Raw genomic sequence first — 21279 nt, 5'->3', positions numbered from 1 at the left:
CATATTTCGATTTGGGGGCTCATTTTCACACAAATATATTGTTATATAAATACCTAGTTCCCATTTTTAAATAAAAAAAATGGCACATATCAATCTTAAAACTTCTATCCTAACTTCACGTTCTTTCTTAAGAACTTTAAAAGATATATGCCTTTTATTTGGCTTTGTTTTTTTTAGCTTAAGTACAAGTGCGCAAACCATTTTAGTTCACCCTGATATAGATGGAGGTTTTGAAAATGGTGCTGATTTAATGGAAAATGGTTGGCGAACCAACACATCAATAACCGGAAGAAATCAATGGGTTTGTAGTACAGGAGCTAATCCTGGATTTTCAGATAGACGTTGCGCCTATGTTTCCAACAATGCCACTTTCCCTATTCCGCCACATAATTATTCATCCAGTATATTAGGAGCTGCTATTCATATTTTTAGAGACATAACGGTTCCTGCTGGAGAAACAGACATCACAGTCGATTTTATATGGATCGCTCAAGGGCAAACCTCAAATGACCTCATGCGTATCTGGCTAGTTCCTATAGATTACATACCAACTTATGGCACTTCAATAACAGCGTCGACAGATCGTATTCAAATTGGAGGCGATTATTTTGGCAGTAATACCTGGGTCGCATCGCCTACCTTGACCATACCTCAAAATTTTGCCGGAACAACATTTCGCTTTGTAGTTGAATGGGTAAACGATGACACAACAGAATTAGATCCTCCGGCTGGAATAGATGATATCTCTATTGTTTCAGCAGTCCCACCACCACCACTAAATGATGACCCCTGTAATGCTATTGATCTAGTCAATAATTCAACTTGTAATTATCAGGAATTTACAACTTATGGAGCGACCCATACAATTGGTGTACCCAATCCAGGTTGTGGGAATTATGCTGGGGGCGATGTATGGTTTAAAACCGTTGTTCCAGCTTCGGGAGGTTTAACCATAGACACACAGGACATAGAAATCACCAATGGCGCCATGGCTGTTTACACTGGTAGCTGTAATGCATTAACGCTAGTTTCCTGTGACGACAACACGAGCAGTAATGGCTTAATGCCCTTAATAATTAGAACTGATCTTACACCTGGTGAAACTCTTTACATTCGGTTTTGGGAGAACGGTAATGACAATAATGGTACTTTTGGTATTTGCATCACGCCACCGCCACCACCTCCTAGCAATGACGAATGTGGTGATGCCATTTCTTTAACTGTAAATCCAACTTTAATATGTAACGCCGTTACAGCGGGCTCAACAGTTTATGCCACAGCCTCACCACAGCCTGACGATGTTGTTGGTTACCCCAATAACGATGTGTGGTTTTCATTTATAGCCACAAGTAATGAACATCAAATTTCTTTGCTCGATATTATTCCTGTTTCGGGAACCGATACTAATTTAGCGGTTGGTGTTTACAGAAGCTCCTCTGGAAACTGCTCAACACTTACATTGGTTACAAGCAACAATAATGACACTTTTAACATTACGAATCTTTTAGCTGGCGAGACCTATTATATACGAGTCTATGGATGGAATAACAGAACACCTTCAGCAGAAGTTTTTTTTAATATTTGTGTCGGCACACCCGTTGACCCACCAGCTAACGATTTATGCTTAAACGCCATACAGCTACCTGTAACACCTGTATGTTCTTATCAAACCTTTACTAATGCTGGAGCAACAGGAACCACTGGTGTTCCAAATCCTGGCTGTGGGAACTATGCCGGCGGCGATGTGTGGTTCTATGTTGTTGTGGACGACACTGGTGAAATAACCGTTGACACTCAAGATTTAGATATGACCGATGGTGCCATGGCCCTTTACCGCGGAAACAATTGCAACAATTTAACACTGCTGGATTGTGATAATAATAGTAGTGCTAATGGGCAAATGCCCTCCATAACTAGCATAGGGCTAACTCCAGGCGAAATCATTTACATCCGTTTATGGGAACATGGCAATAACAACAATGGCACATTTGGAATTTGCGTCACATCTCCGTCCCCTGAAGGCGTTGTTAATGCAGAAATAATATGCCCTGGTGAGCCTAGTGAAGATATATTTGCTACATTCGCTTGTAGAGGAACAACAAGTTTAGGCAATACATTATCGGGTATTATGCAATCCACAGATCCCCGAGCCTTACAACCCCTAATTTTTATATCCAGTAGTGATCCTTGTGGGTTTGATGCAGCCAATACCTCAAATTATTCAGCTATTGATTTTACCGTTACGACTACTGGTCAATATATTTTCACCTTAAATACACCGTCTCCTTATTTTGATGCTATGGGCTATATTGTGGTAAATGATGGAAATTTCAACCCTGGATCATGTGCAACAGGGACTTGGATTGCAGGAGACGACGACGACGGCCCTTCTTTAAATCCTCAAATTCGTGCCAATTTAACCGCAGGAATTTCATACCGCCTTATAACAACCAAGTTTGCTTTTACCAACACTACCCATGTAGGCCCTTACGAATGGGAAGTTTCCGGGCCACCAGCAGATATTGACTGGTTTACAAACGAGACTGGCGGAACCGCAATAGCTTCTGGACCATCGTTTAACCCCATTAATGTTTCTGGATCTGGCCTAATTGACACTAATACGCCCGGCATCTATACGTTTTGGATAAATTGTCCTGGAAGTAATCAACCACGAATTAAAGCTGAATTTATTATAGGAAAAATTTGGAGAGGCACCGTTAATACCGACTGGAATAATCCTAACAATTGGAAGCCTCTTGGTATACCTAGGTCAACAGATTGTGTTTATATTGATAATACAGCCAATCAGCCCATATTAACCTATCCAGGCCCACCAACACCACCAAGTCCTGCCCTTGCTAAAACTTTAAACATTGGAAACAATGCCTTTTTGAAATTAGACTCTGGCACTGGCATGACTATCACGGACGAAATTAATGTAGCTAATTCAGGGACTTTTTTGGTTCGCAACAATGCCAATTTGGTTCAGCTAACCAATGTAACCAGCAATAACAACACAGGCAGTATAACTGTACAACGAACAGTACCTGGAACCATTTCCAATTTAGATTATATTTATTGGTCATCGCCAACTGAAGACTTTAATGTTACGAATGTTTCTCCAGGCTCCAATCCTAACCGTATCTATAAATGGGTCCCCACAATAGCTGGGAATGGCATAGGAAACTACGGCAACTGGCAACAAACCAACGAAACCATGGCTATTGGAAACGGTTATATAATACGTGGATTATCTGGAACCAATCCAACAGCTCCTGCTTTAGCCAATACTACAGAATTTATTGGGCGTGCTCATAATGGTAGCATTCAAGTACCCATTCACCGTGGCACGTATGTAGGTGTCGATTACCCTGGAGCAGGAAATAGTATGGCCACGGAAATTGACGACAATTGGAATTTAGTTGGCAACCCCTACCCATCCTCCATTGATGCGCAACGTTTTATAAACATTAATGGTGGTAGAATTGCCGATGACAGTAACCCCTCCATTAATGGTACCATTTATTTGTGGAGTCATGCTAGCGCTCCTAGCGATGTTGTTGACGACCCCTTTTATGGTGATTTTGGCTATAACTATAATGCCAACGATTACATTAAATTTAATCTTACGGGTTCATCTCCTGCTGGATTTTCCGGCTATATTGCATCAGGCCAGGCCTTTTTTGTGCTAATGGATGACAACACACCCGCAACTACAGATTATGTGTTGTTCGATAATACCTTACGACATGAATCCTATAATAACAATCAATTTTACAGAACAGAACATGAGCCGGAAAAACATCGTATCTGGCTCGATTTGATTTCATCAAATAATTTGGCCAACGCCTTGTTAATTGGATATGTGGAAGGTGCAACCAATGATATAGACAGATTATACGATGGTTTAGACTTAAATGAAACCAGTAATCAATTTTACTCGATTGTAGACAATAAAAATTTAGTTATCCAGGGTAAAGCTTTACCATTTGCCGAAACAGACATCGTGCCATTAGGTGTGGTTATTTCTCAAAGTGGAGCTTACACAATTGCCATCAACACACTCGATGGCCTTTTTGAAGCAAGCGAACAAGATATTTATTTAGAGGACACTGCCCTGGGTGTCATACACAATCTAAGGTTAACACCTTACATATTCCATTCAGATGCTGGAGAATTCAACAACCGCTTTATGTTGCGCTATACAAATACCACCTTAAGTGTTGACGAGGAGACCGCAAGCAATTTGGTAACCATTACCGTTCAGGACGAAAAACACATTCAAGTGGATTCACAAAATGAATTAATAGATAGTATTTTACTTTATGATCTATTAGGTAGAGAACTTGTTAAAAAGCAGAACATAAATCATTTGAATTACAGATTACAAAGCCAAGGTTTTTCTGGCGGTGTATACCTTATTGAGGTAACATTACAAAGTGGCAAACTAAAATCACAAAAGCTCATTTTAAAACCTTAAATTCCATTGAGTTTTTAAATAACAACCTATGTTAAATAGATATAGGAACATCAAACTATGATTATATTCATCATTAATTCAGCAAAAAACATGCAGTTTATCGATTTTTTTATAAAATATTTAACAGTTTTATAAAATATATCTATATTGACAGATACTACCCAACTATCTACGCGAAACTTCGCCTTACTTCCTAACGTTTTGGTATCCCCTTTTCTTAAAGTTCACCTAAATTATTAACTATTAATTAATTAATTTATGAAAAAATTCAACACATTTTTAAGAGGGATAACAATTCTATTGTGTCTCTTTTCCATGACTTTGTATGGACAAACATACAATGGAACGGGAGGCCCAATTCCTACAGGGCCTAGCAGCAGTATAAATTGCGGTGAATTCTCAATTCCCATTGCTGGCCTTGATTCAGGAAGTTACGTTTCCGAAGTTACTGTAAATATCACACATCCTTATGACGCTGATGTAGAAATATATCTTGTAGGGCCTGCGCCAAACAATACCGAAATACCACTATCTATTTCTAATGGTGGATCTGGAGCAAATTATACAAACACTGTGTTTAGTGATTCTGGCACAACCTCAATAAATTCTGGCTTTGCACCGTTTTCGGGCACATTTAGTCCAGAACAGCCTTTATCTTCCTTTACCGATCAAGAAAATAATGGTACTTGGACCTTAAAGGTATGCGATAACTATCCATCTTTAGATGATGGCACATTAGACTCTTGGTCTATTTCTTTTGCTGGAGGTACACCTATTTATTGCGAGGCAAATCCTATAGGTGGAGATGGTAACGGTTTTTCATCTGTATTACTAGGCTCAACTAATTTTCCTATATCTATGCCAAACGCAAGTTCTCCTGAATGGTATGAAGATCTAACAGGAAGCCCTGTTGATTTACAACAAGGACTGAATACTAATTTAGATCTTACTCTACAAACGGGTTATACTTATAATGTTTGGGTTTGGATTGATTTTGGAAACGATGGGACGTTTGACCCTTCTGATCTAGTGTCGTCAGGTATTTCAACATTTAATAACCCAACAACTTTAGATTTAGACTTCACAATGCCAGCAGGAGCTGCATTAGGCGTCCATAGAATGCGTATATCTGGTTCAGATTTTGGAAATTCGGGAGCAGACCCTTGTTATAATGGAGATTACACTGCTGTAGCAGATTTAGACGTCAATATTATTACGCAAGCCCCTGCAACATGTGATGATGGCATTCAAAATGGCGATGAAGAAGGTGTAGATTGTGGTGGCTCTTTTTGTGACGAGTGCCCATTAAGCTATTGCGACGCTACACCTGAAGGTGGTGATGGTAACGGTATAACATCTGTGGTTTTAGGGTCTACAACTTTACCTATATCAATGCCAGAATATTATGCAGATGAAACTGGAAGCCCTGTTGTATTGCAGCAAGGTTTAAATACTAATTTAGTCATTAATTATGCCACTGGTTGGACATATGATACTTTTGTTTGGATTGATTTTGATGATGATGGCGTTTTTGACCCTTCAGATTTAGTATCATCAGGCATATCAACCTCTTCAAACCCAGCAGCTTTAGAATTAGACTTCACAATGCCAGCAGGAGCAGCGCTTGGTGTACATAGAATGCGTATTCATGGATCAGATTATGGAAACACTTCTGGTGACCCATGTGCCAATTCAGATTTCGGGGCTGTTGTAGATTTAGATGTCGAAATAGTAGAGGCTGCTTGTACACAAGCTGTATATGCTGATGCAACAATAGTTCCTGATTGTGATAATTTTGAGTTCTCAATTAATGTAGACATTACTACAGTTAACGATGCCGTATCTATAACCGATGGTTCAGACACCTGGATTATTGCAGGATCTGGCATTACTACTGTTGGACCATTTGATAGTGGCGCATCTGTAGATTTAACCATAGTACATAGTGAATCTGATTGCGACATAGATTTAGAAACAGAATCCTACACTTGTCCACCAGCTAATGATACCTGTGAGGGTGCCATTGCCATAGGTTGTGGTGGTGTTGAAACAGGCTCAACTGAATTTGCTAATAGCGAAGATCTGGCAGATTGTGAGTTTATGGATACAAGTTTTCCAGAACTAAATACAGGGCCAGGTGTTTGGTATACTGTAGTTGGTACCGGTGGTGATATGGTATTAGACCTTTCAGAATCTAGTTTCGATACCAAAATAGCTCTTTATTCTGGTTCTTGTAATGGATTAGTGTTAGAAGATTGTGATGATGATAGTGGTACTGGACTTCGATCTAAACTAACTTTTACTTCAGAAAATGAAACCGTTTACTATGTTTATGTTACAGGATGGAATTCTAGTTCAGGAGATTATGTATTAACAGTAGATTGTATATGTGACGCTTATATTGTAGAAGGCGAGTGTGTATATGTTACTTCTGGGTATGGTCCAGCCGATGGCACATCATTAACCGCTGTAGGCCAGTTTGGTGAAGCGCCTTATACTTACGAATGGAGTACAGGTGAAACTGGTGAAACCATTTTTGTTGCACCAGCAGCCCAAACTGTTTATAGCGTAATAGTTACAGATAATATTGGATGTACATCTGAAGTATTTACTACAGTATTGGTAGAAGACATATCGTGTGGTGACAATCCTAACAACGTAAAAGTAAATGTTTGCCATAATGGTGAGCAAATTTGTGTGTCCCCGAACGCTGTACAGGCACACTTAAACCATGGGGACTCTTTAGGCGCATGTGATAAAGAAGTGGATTGTAGCACCCCTCCACTTTGTGATGCCCGTTTAAAAGTACCTGGGCCTGATGCAACAGATGTTAGTACAAATGTTGAAATTTCTTGGGACACAGCAACAGGGCTAGTAGATGGTTACTTATTAAGTGTTGGCACAACCGACGGCGGTACAGATGTATTAGACAATTTAGATATTGGAAACACACTTGATTATGATTTAAGTGGCTTATTAGACTTTGCAACAACCTATTATGTTACAATTACACCTTATAATAGTATAGGATCTGCAGATAATTGCGGAGCATCTTCTGTCTTTACCACTGAAACTGGCCCATGGTGTGGTGGACCAACTGTAGTATGCGATGATCCATTTGAAGGAGATACTTCAATAGATGGAGAAGTAAATGGCTATTTAAGTTATTGTGATAATGATTTAAATGTTGAACCTGGTACATGGCATACCTTTATTGGTACAGGTGGAGATGTTATTGCGAGCTTATGTAATTCGACCTATGATACAAGAATTGGTGTATTTACTGGTGACTGTTCTACAATTTCATGTGTTGCTGGCAATAACGACAATTTTTCAGCTTGCGGTTCTGGATTTAGGTCTGAAGTAGAGTTTAGCTCAATAGAAGGAGCCACCTATTATATATTTGTATCTGGAGATGACTTTTCTAATCCATTTACAGGGCCTTATACTCTAGAATTAACATGTGCTCCGCCACCAGAACCATGTAATGATAATGAAGTGACTGTTAATATTAATTTTGATAATTACCCTAGTGAAACATCTTGGGAAATAACTGATGATAACGACAATGATAATGTTGTGGCATCTGGAGACAATTACAGTGGTGAAACATTTACTTCAGAGGTTACATGTTTACCAGACGGTTGTTATACTTTCACAATTTATGACAGTTTTGGAGATGGTATTTGCTGTACTTTTGGTTCTGGGTCATACAACGTAACGGGAACAGATACTACAATTTCAGGTGATTCTTTTGAAAACTCCGAATCAACGAGTTTCTGTGTTAGTGGTGCTGGAGGTCGTGCTGACTCTACAGCTACTTCAAGTGATGATGTTCCAGACTGGAGCTTATATCCAAACCCATCCACAACTGGTGAGGTACAAGTAGATTTAAGTAATTACTTAAACCAAGATGTTAGCATCCAAATGACAGATTTCTATGGTAAAATATTGTCTACCAACAATCTGTCTAATGTGCAAAACCCTAGACACCGTTTAAATACTCAAGGTATGTCTCATGGCATTTACTTTGTACGCGTAGCAACTGAGTCTGGAGTAAGTACTAAAAAGCTTATTATAGCGAATAATTAAATTATTGATTTGATTAGTCAAATTAGTTTAAGCGCTATTTTGATTAAGATAAAAGCTGAACCATGCAGGCATGGTTCAGCTTTTTATTTAAATTAAAACAATACCACTATTCGTTTATATTCAATTGACTGAAAAAACCTACCTCAAATCGCTGATTATCAGCATCCAAATAGTTGTATTTCAACCCTTAAACTTTGCGTCTTATCGATAAATTGTTTTAGAAGCCTAATTACTAAACAAACAATATTATTTTTATGTTAATAATTTTGTTAAAGTCACATGTAATAATCTTTTATAGTTTAGCATGAATTCATTATTTTTCAACACGTTATAAAAATAAACTTATACAAGATTTGCCCTCAATCTACAAAACTATCCTTATATGTTATTATAATGCACCAACGTGTGCATTTTGGTATGTATTAATAGCAACATTTAAACGGCAATTATTTGTCGTTATAAATAAATCACATATTAAATGGCATTTAATTACTCTCTATTAAAATCTATTAAAAATCTATTTTCCCTTAAGGTTCTTATCTTAAGTTTCATTTTCGTTTTATCTTCATTGAGCAGCTATGGTCAAGACGACCCCTGTAGCGCAACAGCTATCGCCTTGACACCGTTAGGAACCACTTGTATTGTTGGGGATAATACCGGAGCTACAGATTCTAGTAACCCGAACATAGACACTCCTGTGGGCTGTGAACCAGTAAGTGCTAATTATGCTGGTGAAGATGTTTGGTTTTCTGTTATTGTTGGAACCACTGGGAACATACAGGTAGATTTAACTCACATTCCTGCGTCATCATTTTTTGATGGTGTAATCGCACTTTATACAGGTTCGTGTTCAGGAGCTTTAACCATTGTGGAATGTGATGATGATTCCGGTGTTGGTTTGTATGAACCCAGTTTTACTGCTTTTGGTTTAACTCCGGGCGATACAGTTTACATCCGTGTATGGCACTGGGATTGGGGAGGTAATACTACAGGTACTTTTGACATTTGTGTGACTGAAATTACAAACCCATGTGATTCAGTTATTCCTATAAATAGCACCTGTGGATCAACTCAAATAACGGCTACAATTCCTTCTGGGACAGGTATTTTTAATGACACCTGTAATGATGCTCCTGGAGATGAACAAATTTTTTCATTTACTCCAGCTACAACGGGAAGTTATACTATTACTCAAATAAGTTCAGCTGTTGGTCATGTAAATTATAGTTATGGGACTAGCTGTGCTTCAGACCGATGGACTTGTATTGATGATTTAACTTCAAATGGAACCACAAGTAGTTTTACACTTACAGCTGGTACTCTCTATTATTTTTATTTGGATACCGAAACAGCCACTGGTGGCAATGTTGTTTTTACAATTGATTGTCCGCCACCTCCTCCAGTTTGTTCCAGTCAGTTTTTTGATTCTGGTGGTAGTAGTGGTAATTACGCAAATAATGAAACCGATGTAACCACAACAATCTTTCCAGCCAATGCTGGTGATGCTGTAACTGTTACTTTTAATTCTTTTAATACTGAAGCTGGATATGATTATTTAACTGTTTATGATGGCCCCAACAGCACATACCCAAGCCTTGGCTCATATTCAGGAACTACTATTCCAGGTCCTTTTACTTCAAGTGATCCTTCAGGAGCTTTAACATTTGTCTTTAATAGTGATGGTTTTACAACAGCTGCCGGGTGGAATGCTAATGTTACTTGTGGCCCTGTTATAAGCTGTGGAGAAACATATGTTGACAGAGGTGGTATTTCGGGTAATTATTCAAGTAATTCTGACGAAATTACAACCATTGCTCCTAATAATCCAGGTGAGGTGGTTACGGTAACATTTTCTGTTTTTGATTTACATAGTTCAGATACTATGAGAGTATATGATGGCCCAAACATAGGAGCTCCTCTTATAGGAAGTTATAATGGTAATACCATACCAGGGCCTTTTACATCAACAGATCCTTCTGGTGCATTAACTTTCCGATTCCAAAGCGGTAGATTTGATAATGCTCCTGGTTGGGTTGCTGACGTTAGGTGTGATTGTTTTATAACGATTACTGAAACCCTTAATCCAATTGGTGCTGATGCTTGCTCTTTAAATTATGCAGAACTAACGGCTACTCCAAGTAATAGTAACATACCAACAACAATCTGGTCTGACGATTTTAGTTCTGGAATATCAGCTTGGTCAGCAGTCAATTTTTCCTCAACAAACGGGCAATGGATTAGTTCCAATTCGACTGATGCGGGTGGAACAGCCAATGAGGCTACTTTAGATTGGATTACAGGTTATGCAGATGGAGAATGGGTTTTAACTTCTCCAGCAATCAATATTGCATCGTACACCAATTTGGAAATAGATTTAAGGCATTATTTAAATTCGTGGATTCCATCAACTTTTGTCCACTCTATTTTTATTGAAACATCTATAGACAACACCAACTGGACTGCACAATGGTCGCAAGATCCTGTAACTGGTGACATTGCTGCGAATGCTTTAAATTTAGATATTTCTGCTCTAGATGGAAATCCAACTTTATATATCAGATTTCGTTTTGATGGAGAAATATTTGGTATATTTAATTGGGCTATAGATGATGTGGTCGTTTCAGGGACACCTCCAGCCACCACCCCAAGCATTACTTGGACACCAGCTACGGGCTTATATACAGATGCCAGCTTAACAACACCCTATGTTTTAGGCACAAATTTTGCTACCGTTTATGCTGCACCAAATGGCACAGAAACTTATACAGCAACCGATCAAGAAGGATGTTTTAATACGGTTACAGTTTCAAGAAACAAAAAAGTATGGAATGGCTCCCAAAATACAAGCTGGTATGTTGATGACAACTGGACTCCTTCGGGTGTTCCTACATCTACTGACTGTATTTTGATTCCAGATGTGGCTAATAGTAATAATCGCTCACCAATTGCTGACATTACAAATACAGCTCCGCTGCCACCGCAACCAGCTTATGGTTTAAATTTAATTATAGAAACTAATGGCTATCTTGAAATAGAATCCAATACTAGTTTAGTTGTAACAGACTGGATTCAATTAGATGGTACTATTGATGTTAGGGACAGTGGTAGTATTATTCAAATAAACGAAGGTGCACCCAATGTAAACAACAATACTGGAAGCGGCGTTATGAACATGCAGCGTACAGTCCCAACTGGTGTCAATGGCTACGATTATATTTATTGGTCTTCCCCTACAGACGAAGACTTTAATGTTACTGATATTTCTTCGGCTACAGGCGAGTTAATCTATGAATGGAATCCTACATTAGATGGTATCATTCATGGTGATTGGATACCTGCATCAGGTATTATGCAAAGAGGAAAAGGCTATATTGTTAGAGGACTTGTGTCAACTAACCCAGTTCCTGCCAATACCGCTCAATTTTCCGGGAGACCTCAAAATGGTGTTGTTACTGTTCCTATTACTAGGGGCACACATAATTCGGGTAATTACACATCGCAAGGGGATGCTTTAGCTACCAATGAAGATGATAACTGGAACCTAATTGGTAACCCATATCCTTCAGCTGTATCTTATACTGATTTTATTTCAGCTAACAGTTTTATTGACGGTACCATATACTTTTGGACGCACCAAACTGGACCTGTTTTTCAGAACAGTCCATTTTACTATGATTTTATCTATAACTATAGTGACGATTATATTGACAACAATTATACTGGTTCCAATCCACCTGGCTTCAATGGCGATATCGCTGCAGGTCAAGCCTTTTTTGTGTTGATGTTAGATAGCCCAGCTGCTGGAACTTCTGAAAACATCACATTTAATAATACTATGCGTGATGAAACACTGAACAACAGTCAATTTTATAGAACGAATAACACTAGACAGTCAAACATTGAACGCCATAGAATTTGGCTTGACCTTATAAATGCTAATGAATTGGCTACATCAATACTTGTTGGTTACGTTGAAGGAGCAACTAATAATAAAGACAGGTTATATGACGGTTATGACTTTGCAGGATCTGCTATCAGTTTCTATTCCCTAATAACAAATGAAAAAATGTCTATACAAGGTAGAGCTCTACCATTTGACGTTACCGATATGGTCTCACTAGGTATAGAGATCCCTACGGCAGGCAACTATTCTATTGCCATCAATTCATTGGATGGTTTATTTGAAAATGAAGAACAGAATATTTATTTGGAAGATACCTATACCAACTTTATTCACGATTTGAGGCTATCTCCGTATAGCTTTACTGCTGAAACTGGCGTGTTCAACGATCGTTTTATCTTAAGGTATACCAATAACTCATTAGGTGTTGATGAATTTAGTTCTGAAACGGCCATCACGATTACGGCTCCTGGTAATCATTACATAAAGGTTAAGGCTAGCAATAGCCCAATCCAATCTATTGTTGTTTATGATGTTTTGGGCAGACAGCTCTATAACAACAACGCTGTTAACCAGCTCGAGTTTAGAATTGATAACCTAAGCCAAAGTGATGGTGTACTATTTGTAAAAGCTGAATTAGAAAATGGCATACAAAAAGTTCAAAAAGTTATTTTAAAGCATTAAGCTTTTTTGATAAATAATAAAATTCCAAAAAGGCCTTGATTGTAAATAGTCAAGGTCTTTTTCTTTACCATAAGCCTCGCGTTCGAAAGAAATGTTCCTGTAGGCCAAATGCCATTTTCTGTATAGCAATAAACGAATTAGAAACTCAAGAATGTACCATACATAAAATAGAACAACCAATAATTCCTGTTGTTGTCGTAAATGAATACGTTCATGATTAACAAAAACAACATTATGTTTCAATTCCTTGTTCTTAACTAGTACAAAAGGGTAAATAGTAATTCCTGAAAATCCTTTAGGCACCAAATGTTTTACCGCTATAATCATAAATGGAATTTATCAAAAATCAGTCCAATTACTGCCCCTATTTTATCCATATTCAAAATCAGCAATCCGCATACTGAATGGCAAAGCAATTATATTATCTTTGTAGCATGAAAAAGATAATCCCCATTGAAGAAGGTGACTTTTATTGGACACCGGAAGGGTATCGTTGCTTCACTGAACAATACCATTTGAAACGTGGCTATTGTTGTGAAAGCAGTTGTAGGCATTGCCCGTATGGATTTAATACAAAAACACATTCTCAAAAATAAACATACCATTGGATTTACTTTTAATGACATACCGTATAAAAGTGGCCAACACACACCATCGTGTTGACATTCGTTATCCATAGTAAAAATCTAAAAAAACTACCCTTTTTAGATTAACCATAAAACTATAATAACATGACATTTCAAGAACATATTTTACAAGGCATTCCTGATATATTACCTAAACCTAAAGCCTTTGAACCCGATATTAATCATGCACCCAAACGTAAAGACATACTTTCAGAAGAAGAACAAAAGTTAGCCCTAAAAAACGCATTACGCTACTTTGATAAAAAACATCATGCCGAGTTGCTTCCAGAGTTTAAAAGTGAATTAGAAAACTATGGTAGAGTTTATATGTATCGCCTGCGCCCAGATTACAGGATGTATGCTAGACCATTGGAAGATTATCCAGCTAAATCCAAACAAGCCGCAGCTATCATGTTGATGATACAAAATAATTTGGATTATGCTGTCGCACAACACCCTCACGAATTAATTACTTATGGTGGTAATGGTGCCGTATTTTCAAATTGGGCACAGTATTTATTGACTATGCAGTATTTAGCCAACATGACCGACGAACAAACGTTGGTTATGTATTCTGGACATCCTATGGGGTTATTTCCATCGCACAAAAATGCTCCTCGAGTTGTAGTTACCAACGGTATGATGATTCCCAACTACTCTAAACCTGACGATTGGGAAAAATTTAATGCACTTGGTGTCACGCAATATGGCCAAATGACCGCAGGAAGCTATATGTATATTGGCCCACAAGGTATTGTTCACGGAACAACAATTACGGTGTTAAACGGTTTCAGGAAAATAAAGAAAAGCCCAAAAGGCAACGTGTTTGTCACTTCAGGATTAGGAGGTATGTCAGGAGCGCAACCTAAAGCTGGAAATATTGCTGGGTGCATTACAGTTTGTGCTGAAGTTAATCCTAAAATCACGCAAGTAAGACTAGACCAAAAATGGATAGATGAAAAGATTACGGATTTAGATGAATTGGTTAATCGTGTAAAAACAGCCAAGGTTAATAAGGAAACGGTTTCCATTGCATATTTAGGCAATGTGGTTGATGTTTGGGAAACATTTGACAAAGAAAATATACATATTGATTTAGGAAGCGATCAAACATCACTTCACAATCCTTGGGCTGGCGGGTACTATCCTGTTGGTTTGTCTTTTGAAGACGCTAATAATATGATGGCCAACCAACCTGAATTATTTAAAACAAAAGTTCAAGAAAGCTTAAGGCGTCAAGCTGCCGCCATTAACAAACATACAGCTAAAGGCACCTATTTCTTTGATTATGGCAATGCTTTCTTATTGGAAGCGTCTAGAGCAGGTGCCGATGTCATGGCAGAAAACCCTACCATTGGTCGCGAATTTAAATATCCTAGTTATGTTCAGGATATTATGGGCCCTATGTGTTTTGATTACGGGTTTGGTCCATTTCGTTGGGTGTGCACTTCAGGAAAACCAGAAGATTTAGCCAAAACCGATGCTATAGCTTGTAAGGTACTTGAAGAGATTATGAAACATTCGCCTCAAGAGATCCAACAGCAAATGGCTGATAATATCCAGTGGATAAAGGGTGCTCAAGAAAACAAATTGGTGGTAGGCTCACAAGCTAGAATACTATACGCAGATGCCGAAGGACGCATGAAAATTGCCAAAGCCTTTAACGATGCTATTGCGAAAGGCGAAATAGGTTTTGTCGTTCTAGGGCGTGATCACCATGATGTTTCCGGAACCGATTCGCCTTATCGCGAAACCAGTAATATTTATGATGGCTCTCGATTTACTGCTGATATGGCCATACAAAATGTTATTGGAGATAGCTTTAGAGGAGCAACCTGGGTTAGCATTCACAATGGCGGTGGTGTAGGCTGGGGAGAAGTTATAAACGGTGGATTCGGCATGGTTCTTGATGGTAGTAATGATGCGGAAAGACGCTTAAAATCAATGCTTTTCTGGGATGTCAATAATGGAATTGCACGCAGAAGTTGGGCCAGAAATGATGAAGCTATTTTTGCTATAAAACGCGCCATGGAAGTAGAACCCAATTTAAAAGTCACACTTCCTAATTGTGTAGATGATAAATTACTAGACTCGTTATAACTTAAACCATATTGTTATGAAAAAACTATGTATTAAACTACTGTTCATCTTTAGCCTATCTATTTTGTTTGCCTCTTGTGCTTCAGTGCGTGTTATTGCAGATTATGATAAGCAAGTTAATTTTAATGAATTCAAAACCTTTGCCTTTTATAAACCGGGTATTGATAAAGCTGAAATAAGTGATTTAGATAAACGAAGAATCTTAAAAGCCATTGAAAGTGAATTAATCGCTAAAGGCTACACAAAATCAGAAAATCCTGATGTATTGGTAAGCATAATTGCGTCTGCTAGAGAGAAAATTGACGTATACAACAATTATTATGGAGGTGCTGGCTGGGGCTGGGGCTGGAACCCCTATTTTTACGGAAATTATAATACCGTATCAACCTCTACTGAAGGTGTTTTGTATATTGATTTAATAGATGCCAAAAAGAAGGAACTAGTATGGCAGGGCCAAGGTGTTGGTTACCTCAACTTTAATAATGTTGATAAAAAAGAGGCAAGGATAAAAGAATTTGTTTCTCAAATATTAGAAAAATATCCTCCTGAAATACAATAAAAAAAGCGGCTAGAACTAGCCGCTTTTTTTTGGTTTTATAGAATACTATTTTTTTTCTTTTTCTAACGATTCTTGATAAATCTTATATTGTTCAGGAGTTAAAATAGCTTTTAATCTTTTATTGGTGTTTTCTAAAACAGCAAGTTTAGCTTCTTGTGCAGTAGCAATACTTTTTGTGTTTTTTTCAATTCCAGATAAGTTCGTTTGTTGCTCAACCAAAACTTTAAAAACCTCACCTTGTTGGTCACCAGTAAGGTCAACCAATTTATGAATGTCATAAGTTTGTTGTTTAGCTATGGCTTCTGGCCTTTGCTTATGTGCATCTTGAGCTACTGAAGATTGTATACCCATAAAAAACAATGCAACAATACTAAGTAGTGTAATGTATTTTTTCATAATAAAAATTAATTAGTTGTCTTTAATAATAAAGGGTTCAATATACAAAATATATCAAATAAATTAACAATTAATATCCGTTATACTACTTGCTTTATAAAAATAAATGCCGTGCTATCTACATTTGCACATCATGCTCTTCAGGAAACTGATTAGGGATATCAGCAGGATCCTCATCCAACATTTGTCTTAAATCAATTTCTATCCCTCTAGCTATTGTAGATATAGGCACATCATTTGAAGTCCCCTCAAAGGGGTTTTCACCAACCCTTGCCATACGTTCCATGATATGAAAAGCCCAAGAAACAGCAGCACAAAATGGAATTCCTAACCAAATAAAATTTTTACCAATATGCCAAAAATCATCAACCATCGTAGCACCAATTTCGGCAAACTCTGGAATAATCCCAAAGGGTAATAATAGTGCAAACAACCTGGTTAAGTACAAAGCTAAACTAGCATACTGCCTAGGATAAGGAAAGTTTTTAATACGTTCACTCTTTCCTTGGTGTGTAAATAATTCCTCTAATACATTTTCTAATTCCAAAAAGGAAAACTCCCAAATTAGCCCTTTATCTTTTAACTCCTTAATATGTTTCGATTGCAGATAAAGAATAGCTGTTTGCTTATTCGACTTACTTAAAACATAAGCCTCTTCTTCAGGCGACATATAAAGCATTAAATTATCCTCTAAATTAGATACCTGTTCAGGAATATGTATCATTTTAGACCATTCCTGATTGGTTTTTGCTGTATGTTGGGTTTCCCAGGATTTACGTTCACGCATAGCATAACGCAGGGCTGTTAACCACGCAATATGCCTATAAACCAGAGTTTTTTTATGCTCATTAATTTCATCAACTGAAGCTATTACTTTTCCTTCAGGATTGGAAACCATATCCTGTACTTTCATTCCCCAAGTTCGAGACGAGTTCACTATGGCTCCCCAAATTTTCCGAGCTTCCCAAATACGGCCATAAGCCGAATTATTCTGAAAACCTACCATAAAGGCCACAGCAGTACCTATTAAAGCAACTGGTGTCCAAGGCATATTTAAAAACGTAAAACCAAATACTTCATAAAGAATGGTTATTAAAGCAGCATAACCTATGTAAATGAATGTCTCCCACCGAGACCACAATGCGATGTCTTTGACAGAATACCTTTTTTTTGTAAGCATTTAAACGTTGAAATTTTAAGTAAGATAAGAAAAATAGTATCGCTAACTATTACATAACAATACCATTCTTCCATTCGTAAGGAGCAGGAATATCTGTATCATCAATCAATTGTCTAATATCTATTTCAATACTTCTTGAAAGGTCTGTTATGGGTACATCGTTAGGGCTTCCTTCAAATGGATTTTCTGAAACTTCTCCAATGGCTTCCATGGTATGAAACACCCAAGAAATTAAGGCGCTAAACAGTACAGAAAACCACACAAAATGTCGAGCTATGGTTTCTTGAATTGTATATCTCACGGTATGTTTCAACTCCGTTTTGTCTAGCATAACCAATATTTTATCTCCAAATACCTCAAATTCCTCCATAATCCCAAATGGAATTAGAATAATAAATGCCCAAACAAAAATGTAGTTTAATGTTGCAAATTGCCTTGGGTATGGGAAATTCTTAATGCGTTCGCATTTACCCTGAAGCGTGTATAACTCCACCAAAGCATTAGACATTTCCATATGCCTAAAATTATCAATTAAACCCTCTTCTTTTAATTGCTTAAGACGTTCAGATTGAATACCCAATAATTGAGAAGCTTGATTAGATTTTGCAAAAATAGTTTTGTATTCCTCTTCAGTTATATAGTTATTAATAACTTCTTCAATAGGTATTGCATCTTCAAAAACAGGATACTTGTAATTTCTAATATCCATTGCTGAATGCTTTGCCCTTAAGTGTAACTCCCAGGGTTTATCCTTTCGCAATTGGTACCTTAAAGCAGTAAGCCATGCAACATGGCGATGTACCAGCTCACGTTTAATTAAAAACAATTCTTTATCAGAATTCGACAAATTGGAATGATCGTTAGTAATAAAATCTTTTACCATAATGGTCCAAGATCGTGATGTATTTACAATACCTCCCCAAATTTTTCGAGCTTCCCAAAGCCTATCATAAGCTGCATTATTCTTAAAACCAGTAATAAAAGCTACCGCTGTACCTAAAACTCCTAGTGGAAGCCATGGTACATGTAACCATTTTAAACCAACTACCTCAAAGAGAAAAACAGGTATAATTCCTAGGACAAGAAATAAAAAAATGTATCGCTTAGACCATATAAAAACGGTTTTTAGTGGAAATATTCTTTTTATAAACATGCTAGGAAATTAGTACAGTAAGATACAAAATGTCAATAATCTAACAAGTCCAATATTTTTACTTTCACTTTCTCTGTTGAAGGAATCATGGTTTGTTCCAAAGTACTATTTAATGGAATGGCTGGCATATTCTCACTTCCAATTGTCATAACTGGTGCATCCAAATATTGGAAGCACTCTTCCTGAATTTTACCTGCCAATGCTCTCGCAAAACTATTATTACTTGGTTCTTCAGTAACCACTAAACATTTTCCGGTTTTCTTTACCGATTTCATAATGGTATCTTCATCCAATGGATACAATGTGCGTAAATCAATAATTTCGATTTGATCTCGCATATCCAATTCTCCTGAAGCATTATAAGCCCAATGCACGCCCATTCCATAAGTAACAATCGTGCAAGTCTCCACATCTTCCTGTTTCCAAATTTCTTGTAACACCCATGCTTGTCCAAATGGCAACACATAATCTTCTGAAGGCTCAATAGAAGTGGCTGTTAATGTCCCAGGAACTTTAGACCAATACAGACCTTTATGCTCTAATATAACCACAGGATTAGGATCAAAATAAGCAGCTTTCATCAACCCTTTTAAATCGGCTCCATTACTTGGATAGGCAATTTTAATACCGCGAATATTCGTAATTACACTCTCAACGGAAGATGAATGATAAGGTCCACCGCTACCATAGGCCCCAATCGGTACCCGTAAAATCATGCTAACCGGCCATTTACCATTGGACAGATAACAACTACGACTCACTTCTGTAAACAACTGGTTTAGTCCTGGCCATATATAATCGGCAAATTGTACCTCAACAATAGGTTTCAATCCAACAGCACTCATACCAACCGTTGAACCGACAATAAAAGCTTCTTGGATGGGTGTATTGAAAACTCTGTCGTCACCGAATTTTTGTGCTAATGTTGCTGCTTCTCGAAACACACCTCCAAGTCTTCCACCAACATCTTGACCATAGAGCAAACACTCTGGATATTTTTTCATGAGTTCTTCAACTGCAAACAAGGCACAGTCAACCATCACAACCTTATCGGCTCCTTTTGGTGAACGCTCACCGACTTCTTCGGTAATTGGTGTTGGTATGAAATCATTTGTAAACAAATCTTCTGGGTTAGGATCTTCCGCTTTTAAAGCTTTTTTGAAATCGGATTCAACTTTTTTCTTCGCTTGTGCCTCTAAATCCTTTATTTCTTTTTCTGAAAAACCATTATCCAGCAACTGTTGTTTCAAAACAGGATAGGGATCTCTTGAACGTGCCTCCTCTAAATCATCGCGATACCACTCCATGCGTACACCTGATGTATGGTGATTTAATAATGGTACTTTAGCATGTACCAAAAATGGTCGGCGTTCTTTTCTTATAGTATTAATAACTTTTTCTAAAGCTTCATAAGACTCTATAAAATTAGCACCATTAATAGATATAGCTTCCAAACCGTTAAACCCTTGCGCATATTCATATGCATTTTGGGCTCTAGTTTCTGCTGCATTTGCCGAAATATCCCAACCATTGTCTTGCACTAAATAGAGAATCGGCATCTGTTTTAAGGCAGCCATTTGAAAGGCTTCTGCAATTTCACCTTCTGTCACAGAAGCATCTCCCAAACTACAAACGGTAATTGGATTCAGTTTAAACTCTTCACTAGTATTCTGAATGACATTAGAGTTTTCAAGACCTTGTTTTTCCAAATATTGCATACCCATAGCAACACCTGTAGCTGGAATAGCTTGCATGCCAGTTGCAGAAGACTGATGCGGAATTTTAGGCTTGTCATTATCCTTTAAACTGGGATGGGAGTAATAGGTTCTACCACCAGAAAACGGATCGCCTTTTTTGGCCAACAATTGCAACATTAAATCATAAGGTTGCATACCAAAAGCTAAAAGCATGGCATCGTCACGATAATAAGGAAAGGCATAATCTTGCGGTAATAATTGCAAGCCCAATGCTGTTTGAATAGCTTCATGACCGCGCGATGTGGCATGCACATATTTCGAAACTTGTTTAAAATTAGCCTCGTATAATTCCGCCATGGTTTTGGCAGTACAAAGGTTAGAAAATCCTTTTTTTAGAATGTCTTTGTTCAT

Annotated in this window: 11 protein-coding genes; 6 read left to right on the top strand and 5 right to left on the bottom strand. The window is 37.7% G+C overall.

The window, feature by feature from the left end; all coding sequences use genetic code 11:
* Positions 1-79: 79 nt before the first annotated feature.
* The 3 genes from K7G76_RS08090 (at position 80) to K7G76_RS08080 (ending at position 13157) form a co-directional block, all read left to right on the top strand.
* Complete coding sequence (locus K7G76_RS08090) at positions 80-4480, top strand: T9SS type A sorting domain-containing protein (RefSeq protein WP_223033705.1); 4401 nt, start codon at positions 80-82, stop codon at positions 4478-4480.
* A gap of 258 nt (positions 4481-4738) precedes the next feature.
* Entirely contained in the window at positions 4739-8572 is a 3834-nt protein-coding gene (locus K7G76_RS08085; protein ID WP_223033704.1) for a GEVED domain-containing protein, read from the top strand.
* Between the two features lie 478 nt (positions 8573-9050).
* A complete protein-coding gene (locus K7G76_RS08080; RefSeq protein ID WP_223033703.1) occupies positions 9051-13157 on the top strand; it encodes a CUB domain-containing protein in 4107 nt (1368 codons plus the stop codon).
* Here K7G76_RS08080 and K7G76_RS08075 read toward each other — a convergent pair.
* Complete coding sequence (locus K7G76_RS08075; protein WP_223033702.1) at positions 13146-13484, bottom strand: hypothetical protein; 339 nt, start codon at positions 13482-13484, stop codon at positions 13146-13148. The genes K7G76_RS08080 and K7G76_RS08075 overlap by 12 nt on opposite strands.
* 107 nt (positions 13485-13591) lie before the next feature.
* On the opposite strand from K7G76_RS08075, the gene K7G76_RS08070 reads away from it, so the two are divergent.
* From K7G76_RS08070 to K7G76_RS08060, 3 genes are all read left to right on the top strand, one after another.
* Complete coding sequence (locus K7G76_RS08070) at positions 13592-13753, top strand: DUF5522 domain-containing protein (RefSeq protein WP_223033701.1); 162 nt, start codon at positions 13592-13594, stop codon at positions 13751-13753.
* Between the two features lie 135 nt (positions 13754-13888).
* Positions 13889-15883: a urocanate hydratase gene (locus K7G76_RS08065; RefSeq protein ID WP_223033700.1), complete on the top strand. Its 1995-nt coding sequence runs from the start codon at positions 13889-13891 to the stop codon at positions 15881-15883.
* Between the two features lie 16 nt (positions 15884-15899).
* Positions 15900-16442, top strand: a complete 543-nt coding sequence (locus K7G76_RS08060) for a DUF4136 domain-containing protein (protein WP_223033699.1) — start codon at positions 15900-15902, stop codon at positions 16440-16442.
* A 45-nt stretch (positions 16443-16487) separates the two neighbouring features.
* Here K7G76_RS08060 and K7G76_RS08055 read toward each other — a convergent pair whose 3' ends face one another.
* From K7G76_RS08055 to K7G76_RS08040, 4 genes are all read right to left on the bottom strand, one after another.
* On the bottom strand, positions 16488-16838 hold the full coding sequence (locus K7G76_RS08055) for a hypothetical protein (protein WP_223033698.1): 351 nt from the start codon (positions 16836-16838) through the stop codon (positions 16488-16490).
* Between the two features lie 118 nt (positions 16839-16956).
* Positions 16957-18018: a bestrophin family protein gene (locus tag K7G76_RS08050; protein WP_223033697.1), complete on the bottom strand. Its 1062-nt coding sequence runs from the start codon at positions 18016-18018 to the stop codon at positions 16957-16959.
* 49 nt (positions 18019-18067) lie between these two features.
* Complete coding sequence (locus K7G76_RS08045; protein WP_223033696.1) at positions 18068-19171, bottom strand: bestrophin family protein; 1104 nt, start codon at positions 19169-19171, stop codon at positions 18068-18070.
* Positions 19172-19203: 32 nt separating this feature from the next.
* On the bottom strand, positions 19204-21279 hold the full coding sequence (locus K7G76_RS08040; protein WP_223033695.1) for an alpha-ketoacid dehydrogenase subunit alpha/beta: 2076 nt from the start codon (positions 21277-21279) through the stop codon (positions 19204-19206).

The sequence above is a fragment of the Hanstruepera marina genome, from assembly GCF_019880635.1.
In the GTDB taxonomy this organism is placed as follows: Bacteria; Bacteroidota; Bacteroidia; order Flavobacteriales; family Flavobacteriaceae; genus Hanstruepera; species Hanstruepera marina.
This window is presented reverse-complemented; position numbering and strand designations above follow the sequence as displayed.

Excerpts from the sequence above, each read along its gene's own strand:
- K7G76_RS08090 (WP_223033705.1), top strand. The coding sequence starts at position 80 with ATGGCACATATCAATCTTAAAACTTCTATCCTAACTTCACGTTCTTTC.
- K7G76_RS08085 (WP_223033704.1), top strand. The coding sequence starts at position 4,739 with ATGAAAAAATTCAACACATTTTTAAGAGGGATAACAATTCTATTGTGT.
- K7G76_RS08080 (WP_223033703.1), top strand. The coding sequence starts at position 9,051 with ATGGCATTTAATTACTCTCTATTAAAATCTATTAAAAATCTATTTTCC.
- K7G76_RS08075 (WP_223033702.1), bottom strand. The coding sequence starts at position 13,484 with ATGATTATAGCGGTAAAACATTTGGTGCCTAAAGGATTTTCAGGAATT.
- K7G76_RS08070 (WP_223033701.1), top strand. The coding sequence starts at position 13,592 with ATGAAAAAGATAATCCCCATTGAAGAAGGTGACTTTTATTGGACACCG.
- K7G76_RS08065 (WP_223033700.1), top strand. The coding sequence starts at position 13,889 with ATGACATTTCAAGAACATATTTTACAAGGCATTCCTGATATATTACCT.
- K7G76_RS08060 (WP_223033699.1), top strand. The coding sequence starts at position 15,900 with ATGAAAAAACTATGTATTAAACTACTGTTCATCTTTAGCCTATCTATT.
- K7G76_RS08055 (WP_223033698.1), bottom strand. The coding sequence starts at position 16,838 with ATGAAAAAATACATTACACTACTTAGTATTGTTGCATTGTTTTTTATG.
- K7G76_RS08050 (WP_223033697.1), bottom strand. The coding sequence starts at position 18,018 with ATGCTTACAAAAAAAAGGTATTCTGTCAAAGACATCGCATTGTGGTCT.
- K7G76_RS08045 (WP_223033696.1), bottom strand. The coding sequence starts at position 19,171 with ATGTTTATAAAAAGAATATTTCCACTAAAAACCGTTTTTATATGGTCT.
- K7G76_RS08040 (WP_223033695.1), bottom strand. The coding sequence starts at position 21,279 with ATGAACAAAGACATTCTAAAAAAAGGATTTTCTAACCTTTGTACTGCC.